This is a genomic window from Aeromonas molluscorum 848 (genome assembly GCF_000388115.1).
Lineage (GTDB): Bacteria > Pseudomonadota > Gammaproteobacteria > Enterobacterales > Aeromonadaceae > Aeromonas > Aeromonas molluscorum.
This window is the reverse complement of sequence record NZ_AQGQ01000001.1, coordinates 19,171-38,673: the sequence shown is the minus strand read 5'-3', so window position 1 is coordinate 38,673 and position 19,503 is coordinate 19,171. Positions and strand designations below refer to the sequence as shown.

The following is a 19,503-nucleotide window of genomic DNA, read 5'->3' as shown; positions in this document are numbered from 1 at the left end:
TCTTTTTTCTGTCCCATGCACCTTCATTCAAACCACTATCAGTGCCTCCTCCTCCCTGCGCCCCACCAGCCATAGCGCCAACCCTATGAGCAGACCGGTCAGGGCAAAGGTAAGCTGAGTACCGAACACCAGATCGGTCGGCATGGCCATGCTCAGATTGTGCGTCCCCACCAGGGTGGCAAACAGGCCACCGAGCCCGGCCGCCCCCGCCAGCTGGCCCAGATTGCGCGACAGGGTCAACAAGCCCGCCACGGCGCCCCGTGCCTGCTCACTCGCCCCACCGACCACGGCGCTGTTGTTGGCGGTCTGGAACAATGCATAACCGGCCGTCAGCAGCAGTATGGGTAGCAGATAGCCGAGCGGACCATAATAGCCAGCCGTCAGGCTAGCCAGCCCAAGGGCTGCGATCGTCATGACCATCAACCCCAGCCGCACGATCCGGCGCGAACCAAACCTGTCCACCAGCCGGCAGGCATCCCCGTCAAGGCGGCAAGCAGGGGCCCCCCCGAGATCATGAGCCCGATGGTCGCCATGTCGAGCTCGAACATGCCATGCAGGTAGAAGGGGCCGATCAGCAGGGTCACCACCATGACGCTGGCCACCAGGGCACTGGCGAGCAAGCCGCCCCTGAGTCGGGGTTCGGCCAGCAGCACCAGTGGCAACAAAGGAGAGGATTCGAGGCGCTCGCGGCGAATGAACAAAGCAGTGACAAGCAGTGCTCCCACCCCCAACTTCAGCGCCAGAGCGCCCCCCGAGGTCAGCGCCAGCCCGTAGCAGAGCAGCGCCACCACCAGCATCGACAGGCTCGCCAGATTGATCCTCTTCCTCTGTGGCAAAGCGCCATCCGGGGGCAGGCCGACCATGCCGGCGCCCAGTGCCAGCAGGCTAACGGGCACCAGCAGCAGGAAGGGGGCCTGCCAGCCAAACCCGTCGATCAGCAGGCCGCCGAAGGAGGGGCCGAGGGCAGTGCCACAGGCCGACAGAGTGCCAAGCAATCCCATGCCCCAGCCACGCCGTGCTGGCGGCACCAACTGCCCCACCATGGCCAGCGCCAGGGAGAGCATGCAGGCAGCCCCGGAGCCCTGCAGGACGCGCGCCGCAATCAACCAACCTATGGTGGGTGCCAGGGCGCACAGCAGAGATGCCAGCGCAAACAGCGCCACTCCCCAGAGCAGCAAGCGCCGCCGGCCAACTCCATCGCCAAGCCGGCCGGCCACCACCGTCAGACAGGTGATCCCCAGCAGATAGGCCACCAGCACCCACTGCACGCTGGCAAAGGGGACGGCAAACACCTGTCCCAACGCAGGCAGTGCCATGTTGGCCATGCTCCCCGCCAGCATGGGCAACAGGGTGGCAAGACCGAGCGCCAGCAAGCCTGCACGGCGGGCAAAAGGTGTCGGGATTGTGATGGAATGTGACATGGGCATGACCTCCGGCGAACTATGATGCCGACAAGGCTAGCCGGAGGGATGAAGCGGCGGAAGACGCACGGCTTGCAACTTATAGCTGCACGGTACGCCATATGAAGAACCGGATTCTCGCGTATGCTGAACGCATCAGACCACCATCAGTTGGTCACTCCGCATACCCGGCCGATGAGGGCACCACCATGAGCACTCCCGATTTCAATCTGCTGCTGACCCTGGATGCGCTGCTCGATGAGGGCAGCGTGGCCAGGGCCGCTAGGCGGCTGCGCCTCAGCCCCTCTGCCATGAGCCGGGCCCTGGCCCGTCTGCGTGACACGACCGGGGATCCACTGCTGGTGCGCGCAGGCCGGGGGCTGGTGCCCACACCGCGTGCGCTGGCCCTGCGCGAGCGGGTCAGCCAGCTGGTGCAGGAGGCCGAGGCCGTGCTGCGCCCCCAGCAGGAGATAGACCCGGCCCACCTGGTGCGCACCTTTCGGCTGAGATCCAGCGACGGTTTCGTGGAGGCGGTCGGTACGGCCCTGCTGACCCGGCTCGCCGCCGAGGCACCCGGGGTACGGCTGCATTTCATGGCCAAGCCCGACAAGGAGAGCCACCTTCTGCGCGGCGGCGAGCTGGATTTTGAAACCGGCGTGATCGGCACCCATACGGCGCCCGAGCTGCATACCCAGGCGCTGTTCCAGGACAGCTTCGTCGCCGTGGTGCGACCGGGCCACCCCCTGTGCGAAGGCCCTCTGACCGCCGCCCGTTATGCTGCCGCCCGCCACATCATGGTGTCGCGGCGTAGCTTGGAGCAGGGCCCCATCGACGAGGCGCTCGCAGCCCTGAAGCTCGAGCGAACCATCGCCACCCTGGTGCCGGGCTTTGCCACTGCGCTAGCGCTGGTGCGAGGCAGCGATCTGGTGGCGACCGTCCCCGCCCTGCACTGCGCCGCCCTGCACGCCGATCTGGTGACCCTGCCCCTGCCCTTCCCCTTGCCCGGGATCACCCTGGCCCTGCTCTGGCATCCACGACTGGACGCCGATCCGGCCCACCGCTGGCTGCGCGCCCTCATCCGCGAGACCTGCGCCCAGGCCCCCTATGGAGGGGACATCAGGGACAGCTGATCCCCCCGGCGGCAGGCAAATCCACCTCCTGGCCGCCCGGGGAGCACGGCGCGGCTGCCCGGGATCCCGAGGGCTCCGACTCTCTACGCCCGCCTTTTCCCTCCGTCACACAGAGCCGCTCACCCTTGTTCAAGAAAAGATCGGTCCGCCCCCTTCCCTCGAGTTTATACATGCGTATAATTCAGATCAAAATCTGTGCAACAGGAGCGCTGCTAGATGCACCCCACTCGTCAAAAACTGCTCGATACGGGCCTTGCGATCGCCACCGACAAGGGGCTGCGCGGCCTCACGGTGCGCGAGCTGGCGGCGGCGGCCGAGGTCAATCTCGGCACCTTCGTCTATCACTTTGGCAACCGCGACGCCTTCATCGACGAGCTGGTGGAGCTCTGGTACGCCCCCCTCTTTGATGAGCTCAAGGCGGTGGCTGCCCGCGGCACCTACCCCTCTGCCCTGGCGACCTTCGAGGCCACCATGGTGGCGGTGATCGCCCTGGTAGCGCGCCAGCGCAGCTTCATCAATCACCTGTTTGGCGATGCCCTGTCCGGCGAGAGCGCGGCCCAGCGCTTTCTGCTGAGCCTGCCGCGCCGCCACCCCCTGTTGCTGCTCGAGCAGGTTCAGAAGGCGCAGGTGGAGGGATCCCTGGTGGCGGGCAACCCGTTGCAGCTGATGATCTTCATCATGGGCTCCGTCGGTCTGCCCCTGGTGATCGCCGGTGGCGGTCGCCAGCTCGGCTGGCTGCCTCCGGAGGCGGCGCCGTTTTTGTCCCAGATAGACAATCCCGAGGCCGCCCGGCAACGCCTGGTATGGGCCCTGCGCGGCCTGCGCCGCTCCGAAGGAGATCCCGCATGAAACAACGCATCGCCATTCTGGCCGTGCTGCTGACCCTGCTCAGTGGCTACCTCTGGTGGCAGGGCCGCCCGGCCGACGGCTCCATCCTCTACGGCAACGTCGACATCCGCGATGTGAACCTGGCATTCAGGGTCGGCGGCAGGGTCAGCGAGGTGCTGGTCGATGAGGGGGACGCCATCAAGGCGGGTCAGCCGCTGGCCCGTCTCGATCCCGTGCCCCTCGCCCACCAGCGCGACAACGCCCGCGCCAATCTGGCCGCGATTGAAGCGGCCAACGCCATGATGCACAAGGGGTATCGCAGGGAAGAGACCGACAGGGCACGGGCCGAGCTGGCCGCCGCCGAGGCGGCCGCCCTCGAGGCAGAGCAGCAGTGGCGTCGCCAGAGTGCGCTGGCGGCGACCGGCGCCATCTCCCGTGGCCAGCTCGACAGCGCCCGCTCCCAGCGGGATCAGACCCAGGCGCAGGTACGCTCGGCACGCGAACAGCTCGCCCAGCTCGAAACCGGCTACCGCCCGGAAGAGATTGCCCAGTCCGATGCCCAGCAGGAAGGAGCCAAAGCGGCGCTGGCCAGTGCCGAACTGGCGCTGGCAGATGCCAACCTGACCGCCCCCAGCGACGGCATCATCATCAGCCGCGCCATCGAGAACGGCAGCATGGTGCAGAGCGGAGCGACCGCCTTCAACCTCTCCCTGACCGCGCCGGTCTGGGTGCGCGCCTATGTGGAGGAGCCCTGGCTCGGCCACTTCCCGAGCGGCGCCAAAGTAACTCTCACCACCGACTCGCGGCCGGATCAGCCTTATCACGGAGTAGTGGGATTTGTCTCGCCCACCGCCGAGTTCACCCCGAAATCGGTGGAGACGCCGGACCTGCGCACTCACCTCGTATACCGGCTGCGCATAGTGGTGCAGGATCCCGACCCGGCCCTGCGCCAAGGGATGCCGGTCACCGTCAGGCTGGCGCCATGAGCTGCGCCATCTCCCTCGAGGGGCTCACCAAACGCTTTGGCGAGCGGGTCGCCCTCAATGCCATCTCGGCCACCATTCCTGCTGGCGGCATCACCGGACTGGTGGGCCCCGACGGCGCGGGCAAGAGCACTTTACTGCGCCTGCTGGCCGGTCTGCTGATCCCGGAAGCGGGCACCATCCGGGTGCTGGGGCTGGATCCGATGAGCGAGGGGGATCTGTTGCGTCAGCGCCTCGGCTACATGCCCCAGCAGTTTGGCCTCTACGAGGATCTCAGCGTGCTGGAGAACCTCACCCTCTACGCTGACTTGCGCGGCGTACTGGAGCCCGAACGCACGCCCACCTTCGCGCGGCTGCTCGCCTTCACCGATCTCGCCCGCTTCACCGCACGACCGGCGGGCAAGCTATCTGGCGGGATGAAGCAGAAACTCGGGCTGGCCTGCGCCCTTCTCGGCACCCCGGATGTGCTGCTACTCGACGAACCGGGGGTCGGGGTCGATCCCATCTCCCGCCGCGCCCTCTGGCAGATGGTGCGCGAGCTGGCCAAGGGGGGAATGACGGTGCTCTGGAGTACCGCCTATCTCGATGAGGCGGAGCTGTGCGACCACGTGCTGCTGATGGCAGATGGCGAGGTGCGCACCAGCGGTACGCCAGCCGATCTGATGGGGGCCATGGCCAGCCGCTGCTGGCTGCTGGAGGCGGGGCAACTGGATGGCCGCGAGCGGCGCGCCCTGCTGCGCCGGGCACTGGCTCACCCGGCGGTGATGGATGGCGCGGTGGCGGGGGAGCGGGTTCGCCTGCTGCTGCACCCGGGCATGACGCCCCCACCGCTCCCGGAGCTGCATCTCGCCAACGGCGCCTTTCAACCGGCCCAGCCCCGGCTGGAGGATGCCTTTATCGACCTGCTCGGCGGCGGCCCCGGCGGGGAGTCGAGTCTGGCAGCCGGGATGCGGGAAGCCGAACTGCCGCAGGGGGTCTCCCCCGAGGCGGTGATCGAGGCGCGCCACCTCACCAAGCGCTTCGGCGATTTTGCCGCCACCGATGATGTCAGCTTTGCGGTGCGCCGCGGCGAGATCTTCGGGCTGCTCGGCCCCAACGGGGCGGGCAAGTCCACCACCTTCAAGATGGAGTGCGGCCTGCTGCGCCCGAGCGAGGGACAGGCGCTGGTAACCGGCATCGATCTGGCCCACAGCCCCTCGGCGGCACGCCAGCGCCTCGGCTACATGGCGCAGAAGTTCTCCCTCTACAAGCAGCTCACCGTGGCCCAGAACCTCTCCTTCTTCGCCGGTATCTACGGCCTGTTCGGCCGCCACCAGCAGACGCGGATCGATGCCATGGTGACTGCCTTTGCCCTCGCCCCCTGGCTCGATCAGAAGGCGGAATCCCTGCCGCTCGGCCTGCGCCAGCGCTTATCGCTCGCCTGCGCCCTGCTGCACGAGCCGCCGCTGCTGTTTCTCGACGAGCCCACCTCCGGGGTCGATCCGGTAACCCGGCGCGAGTTCTGGTCGCACATCAACGCGCTGGCCGACCACGGCGTCACCGTGCTGGTCACCACCCACTTTATGGACGAGGCGGAGTATTGCGACCGCATCGCCCTCATCTATCGCGGCAAGCTGCTGGCGCTCGGCACCCCGGACGATCTCAAGGGGCTGGCCGCCAAAGAGGCGGCGACCTCTTTGCCAACTGGCTCCTTGCCGACCATGGAAGAGGCCTTTATCACCCTGGTCGAGCGGGCCAGCGAGGAGGACGCATGAGCATCAACCGTCGGCGACTGATGGCCCTCTGCCGCAAGGAGACGCTGCAAATCGTCCGTGATCCGAGCAGCATCCTCATCGCCTTCATCATGCCGGTGGTGCTGCTGGTGGTGATGGGTTACGCCATCAATCTGGATGTGGACCATCTGCGCCTCGGCATCTGGCGTACCGACGGCGGCGCACCGGCTATCCGCCTCGAACAGGCCCTGCGCGGCTCGAACGCCCTTGAGGTGCAGGACGGTCCGAGCAAGGAGGTGCTGCTCGGCAGCCTGGCGCGCGGCGAGATCCGCGGCCTGCTGGTGATCGACGAGGGGTTCTCCCGTGCCATGGCGGGCCAGGGCGGCAGCACCCCCAGGGTCTTGCTGCTCACCGACGGCTCCGAACCCAACACGGCGAACTTCGTCACCAACTACGTGCAGGGGATCTGGCAGGGGTGGCTCGTCAGGGAGGGAGTCTCCCTGCCGGTGGCGGTGGAGAGCCGCGCCTGGTTCAACCCGGCGCTGGTGAGCCGCAACTTCCTGGTGCCCGGTTCCATCGCCGTGGTGATGACCATCATAGGCGCCCTGCTCACCTCCCTGGTGGTGGCCCGGGAGTGGGAGCGCGGCACCATGGAGGCCCTGCTCGCCACCCCGGTGACCAAGACAGAGCTGCTGCTCTCCAAGCTGCTGCCCTACTACGGGCTCGGCATCGCCGCCATGCTCATCTGCCTGCTCTTCTCGGTGGCGGTGATGGGGGTGCCCTGGCGCGGCTCGCTGATCGCCCTGTTCGTGCTCACCACCCTGTTTCTCGGCAGCGCCCTCGGGCTCGGGCTCTTTCTCTCCACAGTGATGCGCAGCCAGTTCAACGCCGCCCAGGCCGCACTGACGGCGGCGTTTTTGCCGGCCATGATGCTCTCGGGTTTCGTGTTCGAAATCGCCAGCATGCCGCCGCTGCTGCGAGCCATCACCCACCTGATCCCGGCCCGCTACTTCGCGAGCTCGTTGCAGACCCTCTACCAGGCGGGCAACGTGCTCTCCATCCTGCTGGTCAACGGCGTCTGCCTGTTGCTGCTGGCCGCCTTCTGGCTGGCCCTCACCGCCCGCAAGACGCGGCGCACCCTGGAGTGACCCCATGCTGATCCGACTCTGGTGGCTGATCCGAAAAGAGTTACAGGCCCTGATGGGCAATACCCAGGGACGCTTCCTGCTCATCATGCCGGTGCTGCTGCAAACGGCCCTCTTCCCCTTCGCCGCCACCCTGGAGGTGACCGGCAACACCCTGGCCATCTACGACCAGGATGGGGGGGCGCAGAGCCGGGAGCTCATCGAGCGCCTCACCCACATGCCCGCCTTCACCACTGTGATGCCGGTGGCGGGCGAAGCTGGGATGACAGATGCCATCACTGGGCAGCAGGCCCTGATCGGCCTCATCATCCCGCAGGATTTCTCCCGCCGCCTGGCCAGGGGCGAACAGGCCAAACTGCAGCTCATCATCGACGGGCGCCGCTCCAACGGGGGGCAGGTGGCGGCAGGCTACATCAATCAGGTGATCGCCCGCTGGCAGAGCGAGGGCAAGGGGCTGCCGGAGCTCACGGTGCGCCACCTCTACAACCCCAACATCGAGTTCAGCTGGCACATACTGCCCTCTCTGGTGGCCATCATCACCACCATAGGCTGCCTCATCGTCACCGCCCTGTCGGTGGCGCGGGAGCGGGAAGAGGGCACCTTCGATCAGCTGCTGGTCTCCCCCCTCACAGCGGGCTGGATCATGGCGGGCAAGGCAGTGCCAGGCATTCTGGTGGCGGTGGGCCAGGGCACCATAGTCGCGTTGGCGGCCCGCTTCCTCTATCAGGTACCGTTTGGCGGCAGCACCACGCTGCTGATGGCGGGCATGGTCTGCTACGGCCTGGCGCTGGCGGGGATAGGGCTCTTCGTCTCGTCCCTCTGCTCGACCCAGCAGCAGGCGTTTCTCGGGGTCTTCTCCTTCATGGTGCCGGCGGTGATCCTCTCGGGCTATGTCTCCCCCATCGAGAACATGCCGCTGTTGTTCCAGTGGCTGGCGGCCATCGACCCCCTAAGCCATTTCATCCTGCTGCTCAAGGGGGTCTTCCTCAAGGATCTCGGCTGGTCGGCGGCCTGGCCCCTGCTCTGGCCGCTGCTCGCCATCGCCGGTGTCACCCTCTCCCTGGCGCTGGCCATGTTCCGCCGCCATATTGCCTGATGACCCGGCCCCTGCCAGGGGTCGGCCTCTTGCCCCCATGCCGGAACTCGACCGGAGCCAGCGGCCGCGCCGGGCACGGAAACCGTCAACTGGTATACCCATTTATGTATAAGTTTGAATTCCCTCGAATTACCCCTAAGGAGATATATAAATAGACACTTGATTTGCATCAATCGACCGCCCCCGCCGACTGGGTAGCCTAGCTTCAGAATGATGTTTTATTACTCCAAATCAGAGGCAATCATGAGCAAAGTCAGGCTGGCCGTCATCGGCAACGGCATGGTGGGGCACCGCTTCATCGAAGAGTTGATCGAGCGATCCGATCCGGACCGGTTCGAGATCACCGTCTTCGGTGCAGAACCGCGTCCCGCCTACGATCGTGTCCATCTCTCCTCCTACTTCTCCCATCACACCAGCGAAGATCTCTCCCTCGTCAAACCCGGCTTCTACGACAAGCACGGCATCCGCCTGCTGCTCGGCGAAGCGGTGAAAAAAATCGACAGGGCCAACCGCGAAGTGCACTCCAACAAGGGCACTGTGGTCGAGTACGATAAGCTGGTGCTGGCCACCGGCTCCTACCCCTGGGTGCCGCCCATCCAGGGCAGCCAGCACCACGAGTGCTTCGTCTATCGCACCATCGAGGATCTGAAAGCCATCCGCAGCGCCGCCAAGAGTGGCAAGAGCGGGGTGGTGATCGGGGGCGGTCTGCTTGGCCTCGAAGCCGCCGGCGCCCTCAAGGCGCTGGGTCTCGAGACCCACGTGGTGGAGTTTGCTCCGGTGCTGATGGCCGAGCAGCTCGACGGTCAGGGCGGCCAGCTGCTGCGCCGCAAGATTGAATCCATGGGGGTGCAGGTACACACCAGTAAGAGCACCAGCGAGATCCTGATGCATGGCGGCGAGCAGGCGAAACACCGCCTCGTCTTTGCCGACGGCAGCCAGCTGGAAGTAGACGTGGTGGTCTTCTCCACCGGCATTCGCCCGCAAGATACCCTCGGCCGTTACGGTGATCTCGCCATCGCCGAGCGCGGCGGCATCGTCATCGACGATCACAGCCTCACCTCCGACCCCGACATCTACGCCATCGGCGAGTGCGCCGCCTGGCAGGGCCGCTTCTTCGGGCTGGTAGCGCCGGGCTACAAGATGGCCCAGATCACCGTCGACCACCTGCTCGGCGGCGACAGCCGTTTCGAGGGGGCAGACATGAGCGCCAAGCTCAAGCTGCTCGGCGTCTCCGTCGGCTCCATCGGTGATGCTCACGGCCGCACCCCGGGCAGCCACAGCTATGTGTTTCAGGACGATCAGGCCGGCGTCTACAAGAAGATCGTGGTGAGCGAAGACAACAGCCGATTGCTCGGCGCCGTGCTGGTGGGTGACGTGGAAGATTACGGCAACCTGCTGCAGATGATGCTCAATGCCCTGCCGCTGCCGAGCCACCCGGACACCCTGATCCTGCCAGCCTACGCCGGGGCCAAGCCGACGCTGGGGGTGGATGCCCTGCCTGAGAGCGCCCAGATCTGCTCCTGCTTCGACGTCTCCAAGGGTGACATCGCCAAGGCGGTGGCCGAGGGTCACACCACCCTGGCCGCCATCAAGCAGCACACCAAGGCCGGCACCGGCTGCGGCGGCTGCGTGCCGCTCATCAGCCAGGTGCTCAACGCCGAGCTGGTGAAGCAGGGCATCGAGGTCAACAACCACCTCTGTGGCCACTTCCCCTACTCCCGTCAGGAGCTGTTCCACCTGGTCAAGGTGGAGGGGATCAAGAGCTTCGACGAGCTGCTGGCCAAGCACGGTCACGGCCATGGCTGCGAGGTGTGCAAACCGACCGTCGGCTCCATCCTCGCCTCCTGCTGGAACGACTATGTGCTGAGCCCGCTCAATACCCAGTTGCAGGACACCAACGACATCTTCCTCGGCAACATGCAAAAGGACGGCAGCTACTCCGTCATCCCGCGCATGGCCGGCGGCGAGGTGACCCCGGAAGGGCTGCTGGCGGTGGCCGAAGTGGCCCGCGACTACCAGCTCTACACCAAGATCACCGGTGCCCAGCGCATCGGCCTGTTCGGGGCCCAGAAGGATGATCTGCCCGCCATCTGGCGCAAGCTGCTGGCGGCGGGCTTCGAGACCGGTCAGGCCTACGCCAAGGCGCTGCGCATGGCCAAGACCTGTGTCGGCAGCACCTGGTGCCGCTTCGGCGTGCAGGACAGCGTCGGCCTCGGGGTCTTCCTCGAGAACCGCTACAAGGGCATTCGCACCCCCCACAAGATGAAGTTCGGCGTCTCCGGCTGTACCCGTGAATGTGCGGAAGCCCAGGGCAAGGACGTCGGCATCATAGCCACCGACGCGGGCTGGAACCTCTATGTGGGCGGCAACGGTGGCATGAAACCGCGCCACGCCGATCTGCTGGCCTCCGACCTCGACCGCGAAACCCTGATCAAGCTGATCGACCGCTTTATGATGTTCTACGTCACCAGCGCCGACAAACTGCAGCGCACCTCGGTCTGGCTCGGCAATCTGGAAGGGGGTGTCGACTACCTGCGCGAGGTGATCGTCGACGACAAGCTGGGGCTGGCCGAGACCCTGGAGCGCGATATCCAGACCCTGATCGACAGCTACGAGTGCGAATGGTCCCGCACCCTCAATGAAGAGGAAGCGCTCAAACGCTTCAGCCACTTCATCAACAGCGACAAGCGCGACCCGGACGTCCAGTTCGTCAGCGAACGCGACCAGCACAGACCCGCCACCCCGGCCGAGCGCATCCCCGTCTATCAGATCGAGGTGGAAACAAAATGATGAAACTTGCCTGCCAACTCAACGACATCCTGCCGGGAACCGGCGTCTGTGCCCTGCTGGAAGGTCGCCAGATCGCCCTGTTCCGCCCTAGCGCGGCCGCCGAGGTGTTCGCCATCGACAACCGGGATCCCTTCTTCGCCGCCAACGTGCTGTCGCGCGGCATCGTAGGTGAACACGAGGGTGAGCTCTGGGTCGCCAGCCCGCTCAAGAAGCAGCACTTTCGCCTGAGCGACGGCCACTGCCTCGAAAATGCCGCCATGTCGGTACGGAGCTATCCCGTTGAAGTGCGCGACCAGCAGGTCTGGGTCGCCGTCTAAAGCCGATTCACTCTCTTTCGGGCTGCCCGCGGGCGGCCCTCTTGAAGGAAACAAAGATGTATACCGACACCATCAACAAGTGCGCCGCCAACGCGGCCCGTATCAACCGCTTCGAGCGCAGCGACAAGCTCGGCTTCTGGCTCAGCTCCGCCATGGCGGGGGCCTATGTGGGCCTTGGCATCATCCTTATCTTCACCCTGGGCAACCTGGTGGATCCGAGCATCCGTCCGCTGGTGATGGGGGCCACCTTCGGCATAGCCCTGACTCTGGTCATCATCGCCGGCTCCGAGCTGTTCACCGGCCACACCATGTTCCTCACCTTCGGGGTGAAGACCGGCAAGATCGCCATGGCCGACCTGCTGCGCATCCTGCCCCAGACCTGGGCGGGCAACCTGATTGGCTCCGTTGTGGTGGCGCTCATCTACTCCTACGGCGGCAGCCTGCTGCCGGACGCGGGCAGCCTGGCCCACAAGGTGGCGCTGGCCAAGACCCAGGCACCGGCGCTGACCCTGTTCATGAAGGGGATCCTCTGCAACTGGCTGGTCTGCCTCGCCATCTGGATGGCGCTGCGTACCGAGGGCGCCGCCAAGTTCATCGCCATCTGGTGGTGTCTGCTGGCCTTCATCGCCTCCGGCTACGAGCACTCGGTCGCCAACATGACCCTGTTCGCCCTCTCCTGGTTCGGTGCCCATTCCGAGGCCTACACCCTGGGCGGCATCGGCCACAACCTGCTGTGGGTGACCCTGGGCAACACCGTCTCCGGCGCCCTCTTCATGGGCCTCGGCTACTGGTATGCCACCCCCAAGGCTGAGCGCCCGGTCGCGGTGAGCGAGACCACCACCACTGCCAGCCAGACCCAAACCGCCTGATCAGGAGGCCCCATGGATTACTTGCCCATCTTTTGCCGACTCGACAACAAACCCGTGCTGCTGGTCGGCGGCGGCGAGGTAGCGGCGCGCAAGGCGCGCCTGCTGCTGGATGCCGGTGCCCGGCTGACAGTGGTCTCTCCCGAGCTAGACCCCGAGCTGGCGGAACTGGCTGCCAACGGCAGCATCGAGTGGTTGGCCGGTGAATTCGCGCCTCAGCAACTGGCGGGCAAGTGGCTGGTGGTGGCCGCCACCGATCGGCGCGAGGTGAACGCCCTGGTCTACCAGAGCGCCAATCAGGCGCGGATCTTCGCCAACGTGGTGGATGACCCCAAGCGCTCCAGCTTCATCATGCCGTCCATCATCGACCGCTCGCCGCTGATGGTGGCCATCTCCTCCGGCGGCAAGGCCCCGGTACTGGCCCGGCTGCTGCGGGAGAAGCTCGAAGCCCTGCTGCCCCAGCACCTGGGGGCCGTGGCGGCCTTTGCCGGCAGCCTGCGGGATCGGGTCAAGGCCCGCTTCGCCACCATGGGGGAGCGACGCCGCTTCTGGGAGCGGCTGCTCGGGGCGGATCGGCTCGGTCAGGCGCTGGCTCGGGGGGATAGAGCCTCTGCCCACCAGCTGGCCGACAACCTGTTTGCCGATGAAAGCCAGAGCGCTGGCGAGGTGGTACTGGTGGGAGCCGGCCCGGGGGATCCCGGTCTGCTCACCCTGCACGCCTTGCGTCAGATGCAGCAGGCGGACCTGGTGGTCCATGACCGGCTGGTGTCGGACGAGGTGATGGCGCTGGTGCGGCGCGATGCCAAACGCATCTTCGTCGGCAAGCAGGCGGGCAACCACTGCGTGCCCCAGGAGGGCATCAACCAACTCTTGCTGGAGGAGGCGAAGAAGGGGCTGCGGGTGGTGCGGCTGAAAGGGGGCGACCCCTTCATCTTCGGCCGTGGCGGCGAGGAGCTGGAGACCCTGGTCGGTAGCGGCGTGGGCTTCCAGGTGGTACCGGGGATCACGGCGGCGAGCGGCTGCGCGGCCTATGCGGGCATTCCTCTCACCCATCGCGATCACGCCCAGAGCGTGCGCTTCGTCACCGCCCACGGCAAGGGCGGTGCCCAGGATCTCGACTGGCCCCTGCTGGCCAAAGACAGGCAGACACTGGTGTTCTATATGGGGCTTTCCTCCTGCGCCGTAATCCGCGAGCAACTGCTGGCCCACGGCAAGGAGGGCGACACCCCGGTGGCGCTGATCGAGCGCGGCACCCAGCCGAATCAGCGGGTCATCCGCGGCACCCTCGACCAGTTGCCGGAGCTAGCTGTCGGGGTAGATAGTCCCGCTCTCATCATGGTGGGAACCGTAGTAACGCTGGCCGACAAGCTCGCCTGGTTCGGGCAGCACGCCCCCGGAGAGAGGGTTTCGGCCTGAAGGTGGATAGCCTCAGTTTGGATCAGGAAAAACGCGGCCAGAGTGGCCGCGTTTTATGCTGAATATCGCCCCATGGATGTCGTGATAAAAGTCGCCATTCACTTGTTGTTCAAGGAATATTCATTGAAATGCCGGGCCCAGTCCCTATACTGGATCCACCTGTTTCCAGCGGTGGACTGACACAATGGAATACAATACTTCAGAACTGTGCGACATCTATCAGGACATGGTCGATGTACTCGAACCCATGCTCTGCTCCTTCGGCGGACGCGCCTCCTTCGGTGGTGTTATCACCACAGTCAAATGCTTCGAATCCAACGGTCTGATCCGTGAGATGGTCAAGGAAAACGGCGTCGGCCGCGTGCTGCTGATCGATGGCGGTGGCTCCATGCGTCGGGCGCTGATCGACAGCGACATAGCAACCACGGCGGCAGAAAACGAGTGGGAAGGCATCGTCTGCTACGGCTGCGTGCGTGAGGTCGACGTGCTGGAAGAGCTGGATATCGGCATTCAAGCCCTGGCCGCCATACCGGTCGGTGCCGACAGCAAGGATGTGGGTGAAACGGATCTGCCGGTCAACTTCGGCGGCGTGACCTTCCTGCCGGATGACCACCTCTACGCCGATACCACCGGGGTCATTCTCTCCCCCGAACCGCTGGATATCGAATAAGCGGATTCACGTTCGCAGAATGGGAGCCCATGGCTCCCATTTTTTATGGGTGAAAGCCGGGGTAAAGACCTGGAAAGTGCAGGAAAACTGGCAAAAAAAGAGGGCCAGAAGAACTGGCCCTATAACTGGAAGCAATGTGAGCAATGTCGTGCTTTCACAAGAAGTCACCATGTTGGAACTGATGGGGTCTATCCCGGAACGCAAGTTAACAATAATCATTCTCATTTGAATTGGCAACTCTTATTTCTCGATATTGCCAAAAATGTGCAAAAAAATTGACCACCCTGAGGTGGCCAATGCGGCATATCTGCTGACAAGCCTGGGTATCAGGCATTGCGCGCCTCACCCTGCAGGGCAGCAGGATTGGGATCCCCCACCAGTTTGCGGCTAAGATAGCGCAGCAACACGCCGTAGAGCGGTACGAACAAACCAAGGCTTATCAGTAGCTTGAATACATAGTCCACGGTCGCTATCTCGACCCAGTGCTCCGCCATGAAGGGATCGTCACTGCGCCAGAAGGCGATGCTGAAGAAGGCAAGGGTATCGACCAGATTGCCGATCAGGGTCGATGCCGCCGGTGCGACCCACCAGGCTTTGAGCAGCCGCAGCCGGTTGAACACTATCACGTCCATGAACTGGCCGATCAGATAGGCCATGAAGCTGGCCAAGGCAATCCTGGCCACGAACAGATTGAAGGTCGCCAGATTGGCTATGCCCTGATAACTGCCCTCGAAGAAGAGCACGGACAGCACATAGGAGACCAGCAATGCCGGCATCATCACCCTCTGTATGATCTTGCGCGCCAGACCGGCGCCGAAGATCCGTACAGTGAGATCCGTGGCCAGGAAGATGAACGGGAAGCTGAACGCTCCCCAGGTGGTGTGAAAACCGAAAATGGTGATCGGCAGTTGCACCAGGTAGTTGCTGCTGGCGATGATCAGTATGTGGAACAACGCGAGTCGCGTCAGCGCCGTCTGGTGCTGAGCAGGGGTCAGGTTCATATTGTGACCTTTTTGGTTAATGGGGTTAGGGAACCCATAGCACCACCATGGCGCTAATACGGCAGTTATCGAGGGGCGGCATTATACGCCCCCCGCGCCATAGTTCAATCCTTGTACCGTTGACTCAGCCAGCGCAGCGTTGCACGCCCCTCCTCGTCATCGGCGCTGAGCCAGCAGCCACTGTAATGCTCAAAATGCAGCCAGATACGCGTACCTTCAAAGCCAAGTTGCCAACTGTGACGATCAGCGCCGCTATCTTGCAAGAGCAGCTCCAATTCCCACTCATCCAGCAGACCGGCAGCCAGGGCCGGGAAGTTGTCCCAATCGAGATTGTGGTGGGCCAGCAACAAGGTGCCGCTCGCCTCATCCATTCCAATCAACTGCCAGTTCAATGACATAGACATTCCCAGCCATATACGCCTACCCGATCCAGGGGTCTGTTCTGGCCCGGATTTAGCTGCTGCATGAGAGCGCCTCCCCCTGATACCAGCTGGGGTGCGGCGTGGCGAGATCCTCGAATTCGCTCTGCTCGGCATAGGGATGCTGCAACGCAGCATAAAGTCGCTCGAAGGGCGCCATGTCACCGCGCTCGGCCGCATCTATCACCTGTTGGGCCAGGGCATTGCGCAGCACGTATTTGGGATTGAGCTGGTTCATGCGAGCACGGCGCGACCCACTATCCTCCCCCTCCCGGGCGAGACGTTCACGATAGCTGGTCAACCACCCTTGCCAGGATCCGGCATCGGGCAGGAGGGCCAGCAGGGGAGCGGGCCAAGGACCGCTCGGCTCGAGCAAGGCCAGGCGGCGCAGGAAGAGGTGGTAATCAACCCTGTCCGCCGCCAGCTGCTGGAACATCTGGCGGAACAGGCTGGGATCATCCTCCTCCCACTGCGTCAGCCCCAGCTTGCCGCGCATCCGCTCGGAGTAGTGCAGCATCAGATGATGTTCGTACTGACCCAGTGCCGCGGCCAGGGCCTCGCCGTCCACATGATCCGCCAGGGCCTGGGCCAGCTTCTGCAGGTTCCAGTAACCCACGGCAGGCTGCTGGCTCAAGGCATAACGGCCGCCACTGTCGGTATGATTGCAGACAAAGTCGGGCTCGTAGCCATCGATGAAACCATAGGGGCCATAGTCCAGGGTCAGCCCCAGGATGGACATGTTGTCCGTGTTCATCACGCCATGGGTAAAGCCAACCGCTTGCCACTTGGCGATCAGACGGGCGGTACGACGCACCACCTCCGCAAACAGCTCGGCGCCGCTCTCCAATTCGGGGAAATGATGGCGCAGCAGATAATCGATGAGGGCCGGGATCCGCGCCCCCTGACCGCTCCAGGCGAAGTATTCGAACTGACCGAAGCGGATATGGCTTGGAGCGGTGCGCAAGACGGTTGCTCCCGTCTCCACCGTCTCACGATAGACAGGCTCGTCACTGCCAACCAGCACCAGGGCGCGGGTGGTAGGAATGTCGAGGGCATGCAGCGCCTCGGAGGCCAGGTACTCGCGGATACTGGATCGCAGCACGGCACGGCCATCACCAAAGCGGGAGAAGGGCGTCTTGCCCGCCCCCTTCAGATGCAGATCCCAGAGCCCGCCCCCGGGAGTCCGCTGCTGGCCGAGCAACAGGGCACGACCATCGCCCAGACGCGGGCTGTAGCCGCCGAACTGATGGCCCGCATAGACCTGAGCCACGGGCTCCATGCCTGGCAAGGGGTTGGCCTCGCCGCAGCAAGCGAGCCAATCGGCATCCGTCACTCCGGCCAAGCCCAGTTCGGCGAGCAGGGGGCGATTGAGGTGTAGCAGGCGCGCGTTGGCCAGGGGCTGGGGCGCCACCGGTTCACAGGCCCAGGGCAATTCGGCGGCGAAAGTATTGATCAGCTTCATGGTGGTGCGATTCGTCCCTGCGTATGCTCGTGTCACTCTGTTATACCGCCGCCAGCCCAATCCGGCCAACGGGCGATGGCCCAATTTCATTCAAGGAAAAGAAGATGCACAAATGGATATATCTCCTGCCGCTGCTGGTTGCAGCGTGGGGACATCAGGCCAAGGCTGCCGATATCGAGGCGGGCCAGGCGAAGGCGGTGGTGTGCGCCGCCTGTCATGGGGTGGCCGGCAAGGCGATGCTCCCCAACTATCCCCATCTGGCTGGCCAGCAGCCCGCCTACTTGCTGAAGCAGCTGAAAGCCTTCAAGGATGGCAGCCGTCAGGAGCCGCTGATGGCCCCCTTCATGGTACCGCTCACCGAGGCCGACATGGAGAACCTGGCAGCCTACTACTCCAGCTTGAGATAACCTGCGACGCCCAGCCCCTATCGCCGGCAATAGTCGATGATGAGGTCCATAAAGGCCTCGCCGAAGCGCTCCAGCTTGCGCTGACCGACGCCATTGACCGCCAGCAGTTCAGCCTCGGTCATCGGCATCAGCTGGGCCATTTCCACCAGCGTGGCATCGTTGAACACCACATAGGGCGGCACCTCCTCCTGCTCGGCGATCTGCTTGCGCAGGCCACGCAACTCCTTGAACAACCGCTTGTCATAGTTGGCGTTGTCGAGCAGACCATTGCGCTTCTCCTTGCGGCTGGAGATTGGCTGCAAGCGGGGCACCGCCAGCGCCAGCTTGACGTCGCCGCGCAGTACGGGGCGAGCAGCCTCGGTCAGCTGCAACACCAGGTTGCGGGTGATGTTCTGAGTCAGCAGCCCCTTGTGGATCAGCTGGCGGATAACGCTCATCCAATATTCGTGGCTCTGATCCCTGCCGATGCCATAAGTCGACAGCTTGTCATGGCCATGGTCCTTGATGCGCTGGTTGAGCGACCCTCTGAGCACCTCGACCACGTAGCCCACACCGAACGCCTGCCCCACCCGCCAGACGCAGGAGAGCGCTTTTTGGGCATCCTCGCTGCCGTCGTAGCTCTGGGGAGGATCCAGGCAGATGTCGCAGTTGCCGCACGGCTTGTCGTTGTACTCGCTGAAATAGTTGAGCAGCACCTGACGACGGCAGGTCTGGGCTTCGGCAAAAGCCGCCATCACGTTGAGCTTGTATTGCTCCACCTGCAACTGCTGGGGGTTCTCGATGTTGTCGAGCAGACGACGCACCCGGCCAATGTCGGCGGGGTCATAGAGCAGCAAAGCTTCGGCCGGCGTACCATCGCGCCCAGCCCGGCCCGTCTCCTGGTAGTAGGATTCGATGTTCTTGGGCACATCGTAGTGCACCACGAAGCGCACATTCGGCTTGTCGATGCCCATGCCGAACGCCACCGTCGCCACCACTATCTCGATGTCATCCTTGAGGAAATTTTCCTGGGTGCGCTGGCGCTGTTCCAGAGGCAACCCCGCATGATAAGGCGCCGCCTTGCTGCCATGGCGAACCAGGCGTTCGGCCACCTCCTCCACCCGGTTGCGACTGGAGCAATAGACGATGCCGCAGTTGCCCTTCTGACCCTGCACGTAGCGCAGCAGCTGCTCTGCCGCCTTGTATTTCTCCACCAGGCTGTAACGGATGTTGGGGCGATCGAAGCTGGCGGTGTGGACGAAGGGGTCCTGCAACTCGAGGCGGTGCAATATGTCGCGCCGGGTCGCCTCATCGGCGGTGGCGGTGAGCGCCACGACGGGAACCTGAGGGAACCACTGCTTAAGACGGCCGAGGGCCGCATACTCAGGGCGAAAATCGTGACCCCACTGGGAGACGCAATGCGCCTCGTCGATGGCGAACAGCCCGAGGGGCTGCTGTGCCAGACGGTCCATGAATTCGTGCTGCAGCAACCGCTCGGGGGAGACGTAGACTATCTTGATCTCGCCCCGGCGCATGGCGGCAAAATGCTGGATCAGCTCCTCTCGACTCAGGGCCGAGTTGATGTAGGCCGCGGCGACTCCGTTCGCTCGCAGGCTATCGACCTGATCCTTCATCAGGGAGATAAGGGGAGAGACGACCACTCCCAGACCTGGACGCAGCAACGCCGGGATCTGGTAGCAGAGGGATTTGCCACCGCCGGTCGGCTTGAGCACCAGACCGTCCCGTCCCGCGATGATTTGCTCGATGATCTCCAGCTGGCCCGGCCGAAATTGCTGGTAGCCGAATACCGCCTGCAACAGGCTGAGGGGAGTCTCTGGCGGAGAATCGGGCAAGGTATCGGCGATGGCGGTCATGGTCTCTC

General features: G+C 64.3%; 17 protein-coding genes and 1 pseudogene. 13 read left to right on the top strand and 5 right to left on the bottom strand.

Annotated elements, in window-relative coordinates; genetic code table 11:
* Window positions 1–27: 27 nt before the first annotated feature.
* Window positions 28–1,421: pseudogene (locus tag G113_RS00195) on the bottom strand (MFS transporter).
* A gap of 188 nt (window positions 1,422–1,609) precedes the next feature.
* Between G113_RS00195 and G113_RS00190 the strand changes: the two are divergent.
* From G113_RS00190 to G113_RS22100, 12 genes are all read left to right on the top strand, one after another.
* Complete coding sequence (locus tag G113_RS00190; protein ID WP_005890664.1) at window positions 1,610–2,530, top strand: LysR family transcriptional regulator; 921 nt, start codon at window positions 1,610–1,612, stop codon at window positions 2,528–2,530.
* Between the two features lie 216 nt (window positions 2,531–2,746).
* Complete coding sequence (locus tag G113_RS00185) at window positions 2,747–3,379, top strand: TetR/AcrR family transcriptional regulator (RefSeq protein ID WP_005890661.1); 633 nt, start codon at window positions 2,747–2,749, stop codon at window positions 3,377–3,379.
* Window positions 3,376–4,344, top strand: coding sequence for a secretion protein HlyD (hlyD, locus tag G113_RS00180; RefSeq protein ID WP_005890659.1), 969 nt, complete (start codon window positions 3,376–3,378; stop codon window positions 4,342–4,344). The genes G113_RS00185 and hlyD overlap by 4 nt, the downstream gene beginning before the upstream one ends.
* Complete coding sequence (locus G113_RS00175; protein ID WP_005890656.1) at window positions 4,341–6,095, top strand: ATP-binding cassette domain-containing protein; 1,755 nt, start codon at window positions 4,341–4,343, stop codon at window positions 6,093–6,095. The genes hlyD and G113_RS00175 overlap by 4 nt, the downstream gene beginning before the upstream one ends.
* On the top strand, window positions 6,092–7,201 hold the full coding sequence (locus tag G113_RS00170; RefSeq protein ID WP_005890653.1) for an ABC transporter permease: 1,110 nt from the start codon (window positions 6,092–6,094) through the stop codon (window positions 7,199–7,201). The genes G113_RS00175 and G113_RS00170 overlap by 4 nt, the downstream gene beginning before the upstream one ends.
* A gap of 4 nt (window positions 7,202–7,205) precedes the next feature.
* Window positions 7,206–8,294: an ABC transporter permease gene (locus G113_RS00165; RefSeq protein WP_005890651.1), complete on the top strand. Its 1,089-nt coding sequence runs from the start codon at window positions 7,206–7,208 to the stop codon at window positions 8,292–8,294.
* Window positions 8,295–8,537: 243 nt separating this feature from the next.
* Window positions 8,538–11,084, top strand: coding sequence for a nitrite reductase large subunit NirB (gene nirB / locus G113_RS00160; protein WP_005890648.1), 2,547 nt, complete (start codon window positions 8,538–8,540; stop codon window positions 11,082–11,084).
* On the top strand, window positions 11,084–11,401 hold the full coding sequence (gene nirD, locus G113_RS00155; RefSeq protein WP_005890647.1) for a nitrite reductase small subunit NirD: 318 nt from the start codon (window positions 11,084–11,086) through the stop codon (window positions 11,399–11,401). The genes nirB and nirD overlap by 1 nt, the downstream gene beginning before the upstream one ends.
* 56 nt (window positions 11,402–11,457) lie before the next feature.
* Window positions 11,458–12,270 carry a nitrite transporter NirC gene (nirC, locus tag G113_RS00150; RefSeq protein ID WP_005890645.1) on the top strand — a complete coding sequence of 271 codons (813 nt, stop codon included), beginning with the start codon at window positions 11,458–11,460 and terminating at the stop codon, window positions 12,268–12,270.
* Between the two features lie 12 nt (window positions 12,271–12,282).
* On the top strand, window positions 12,283–13,683 hold the full coding sequence (gene cysG / locus G113_RS00145) for a siroheme synthase CysG (RefSeq protein WP_005890644.1): 1,401 nt from the start codon (window positions 12,283–12,285) through the stop codon (window positions 13,681–13,683).
* Between the two features lie 184 nt (window positions 13,684–13,867).
* Entirely contained in the window at window positions 13,868–14,353 is a 486-nt protein-coding gene (gene rraA / locus G113_RS00140) for a ribonuclease E activity regulator RraA (protein ID WP_005890643.1), read from the top strand.
* Window positions 14,354–14,398: 45 nt separating this feature from the next.
* Complete coding sequence (locus tag G113_RS22100; protein WP_152435908.1) at window positions 14,399–14,632, top strand: 50S ribosomal protein L32; 234 nt, start codon at window positions 14,399–14,401, stop codon at window positions 14,630–14,632.
* Window positions 14,633–14,679: 47 nt separating this feature from the next.
* On the opposite strand, the gene G113_RS00130 is transcribed toward G113_RS22100, so the two are convergent.
* From G113_RS00130 to G113_RS00120, 3 genes are all read right to left on the bottom strand, one after another.
* On the bottom strand, window positions 14,680–15,354 hold the full coding sequence (locus G113_RS00130; RefSeq protein ID WP_005890642.1) for a 7-cyano-7-deazaguanine/7-aminomethyl-7-deazaguanine transporter: 675 nt from the start codon (window positions 15,352–15,354) through the stop codon (window positions 14,680–14,682).
* 104 nt (window positions 15,355–15,458) lie between these two features.
* Window positions 15,459–15,752, bottom strand: coding sequence for a DUF3630 family protein (locus G113_RS00125; RefSeq protein WP_236611689.1), 294 nt, complete (start codon window positions 15,750–15,752; stop codon window positions 15,459–15,461).
* A 55-nt stretch (window positions 15,753–15,807) separates the two neighbouring features.
* A complete protein-coding gene (locus G113_RS00120; RefSeq protein WP_005890637.1) occupies window positions 15,808–17,235 on the bottom strand; it encodes a protein adenylyltransferase SelO in 1,428 nt (475 codons plus the stop codon).
* Between the two features lie 104 nt (window positions 17,236–17,339).
* Here G113_RS00120 and G113_RS00115 point away from each other — a divergent pair, with 104 nt between their 5' ends.
* Window positions 17,340–17,642 carry a c-type cytochrome gene (locus tag G113_RS00115; RefSeq protein ID WP_005890636.1) on the top strand — a complete coding sequence of 101 codons (303 nt, stop codon included), beginning with the start codon at window positions 17,340–17,342 and terminating at the stop codon, window positions 17,640–17,642.
* A gap of 17 nt (window positions 17,643–17,659) precedes the next feature.
* Here the strand turns inward: G113_RS00115 and recQ are convergent, their stop codons facing one another.
* Complete coding sequence (gene recQ / locus G113_RS00110) at window positions 17,660–19,495, bottom strand: ATP-dependent DNA helicase RecQ (protein ID WP_005890634.1); 1,836 nt, start codon at window positions 19,493–19,495, stop codon at window positions 17,660–17,662.
* Window positions 19,496–19,503: the final 8 nt, after the last annotated feature.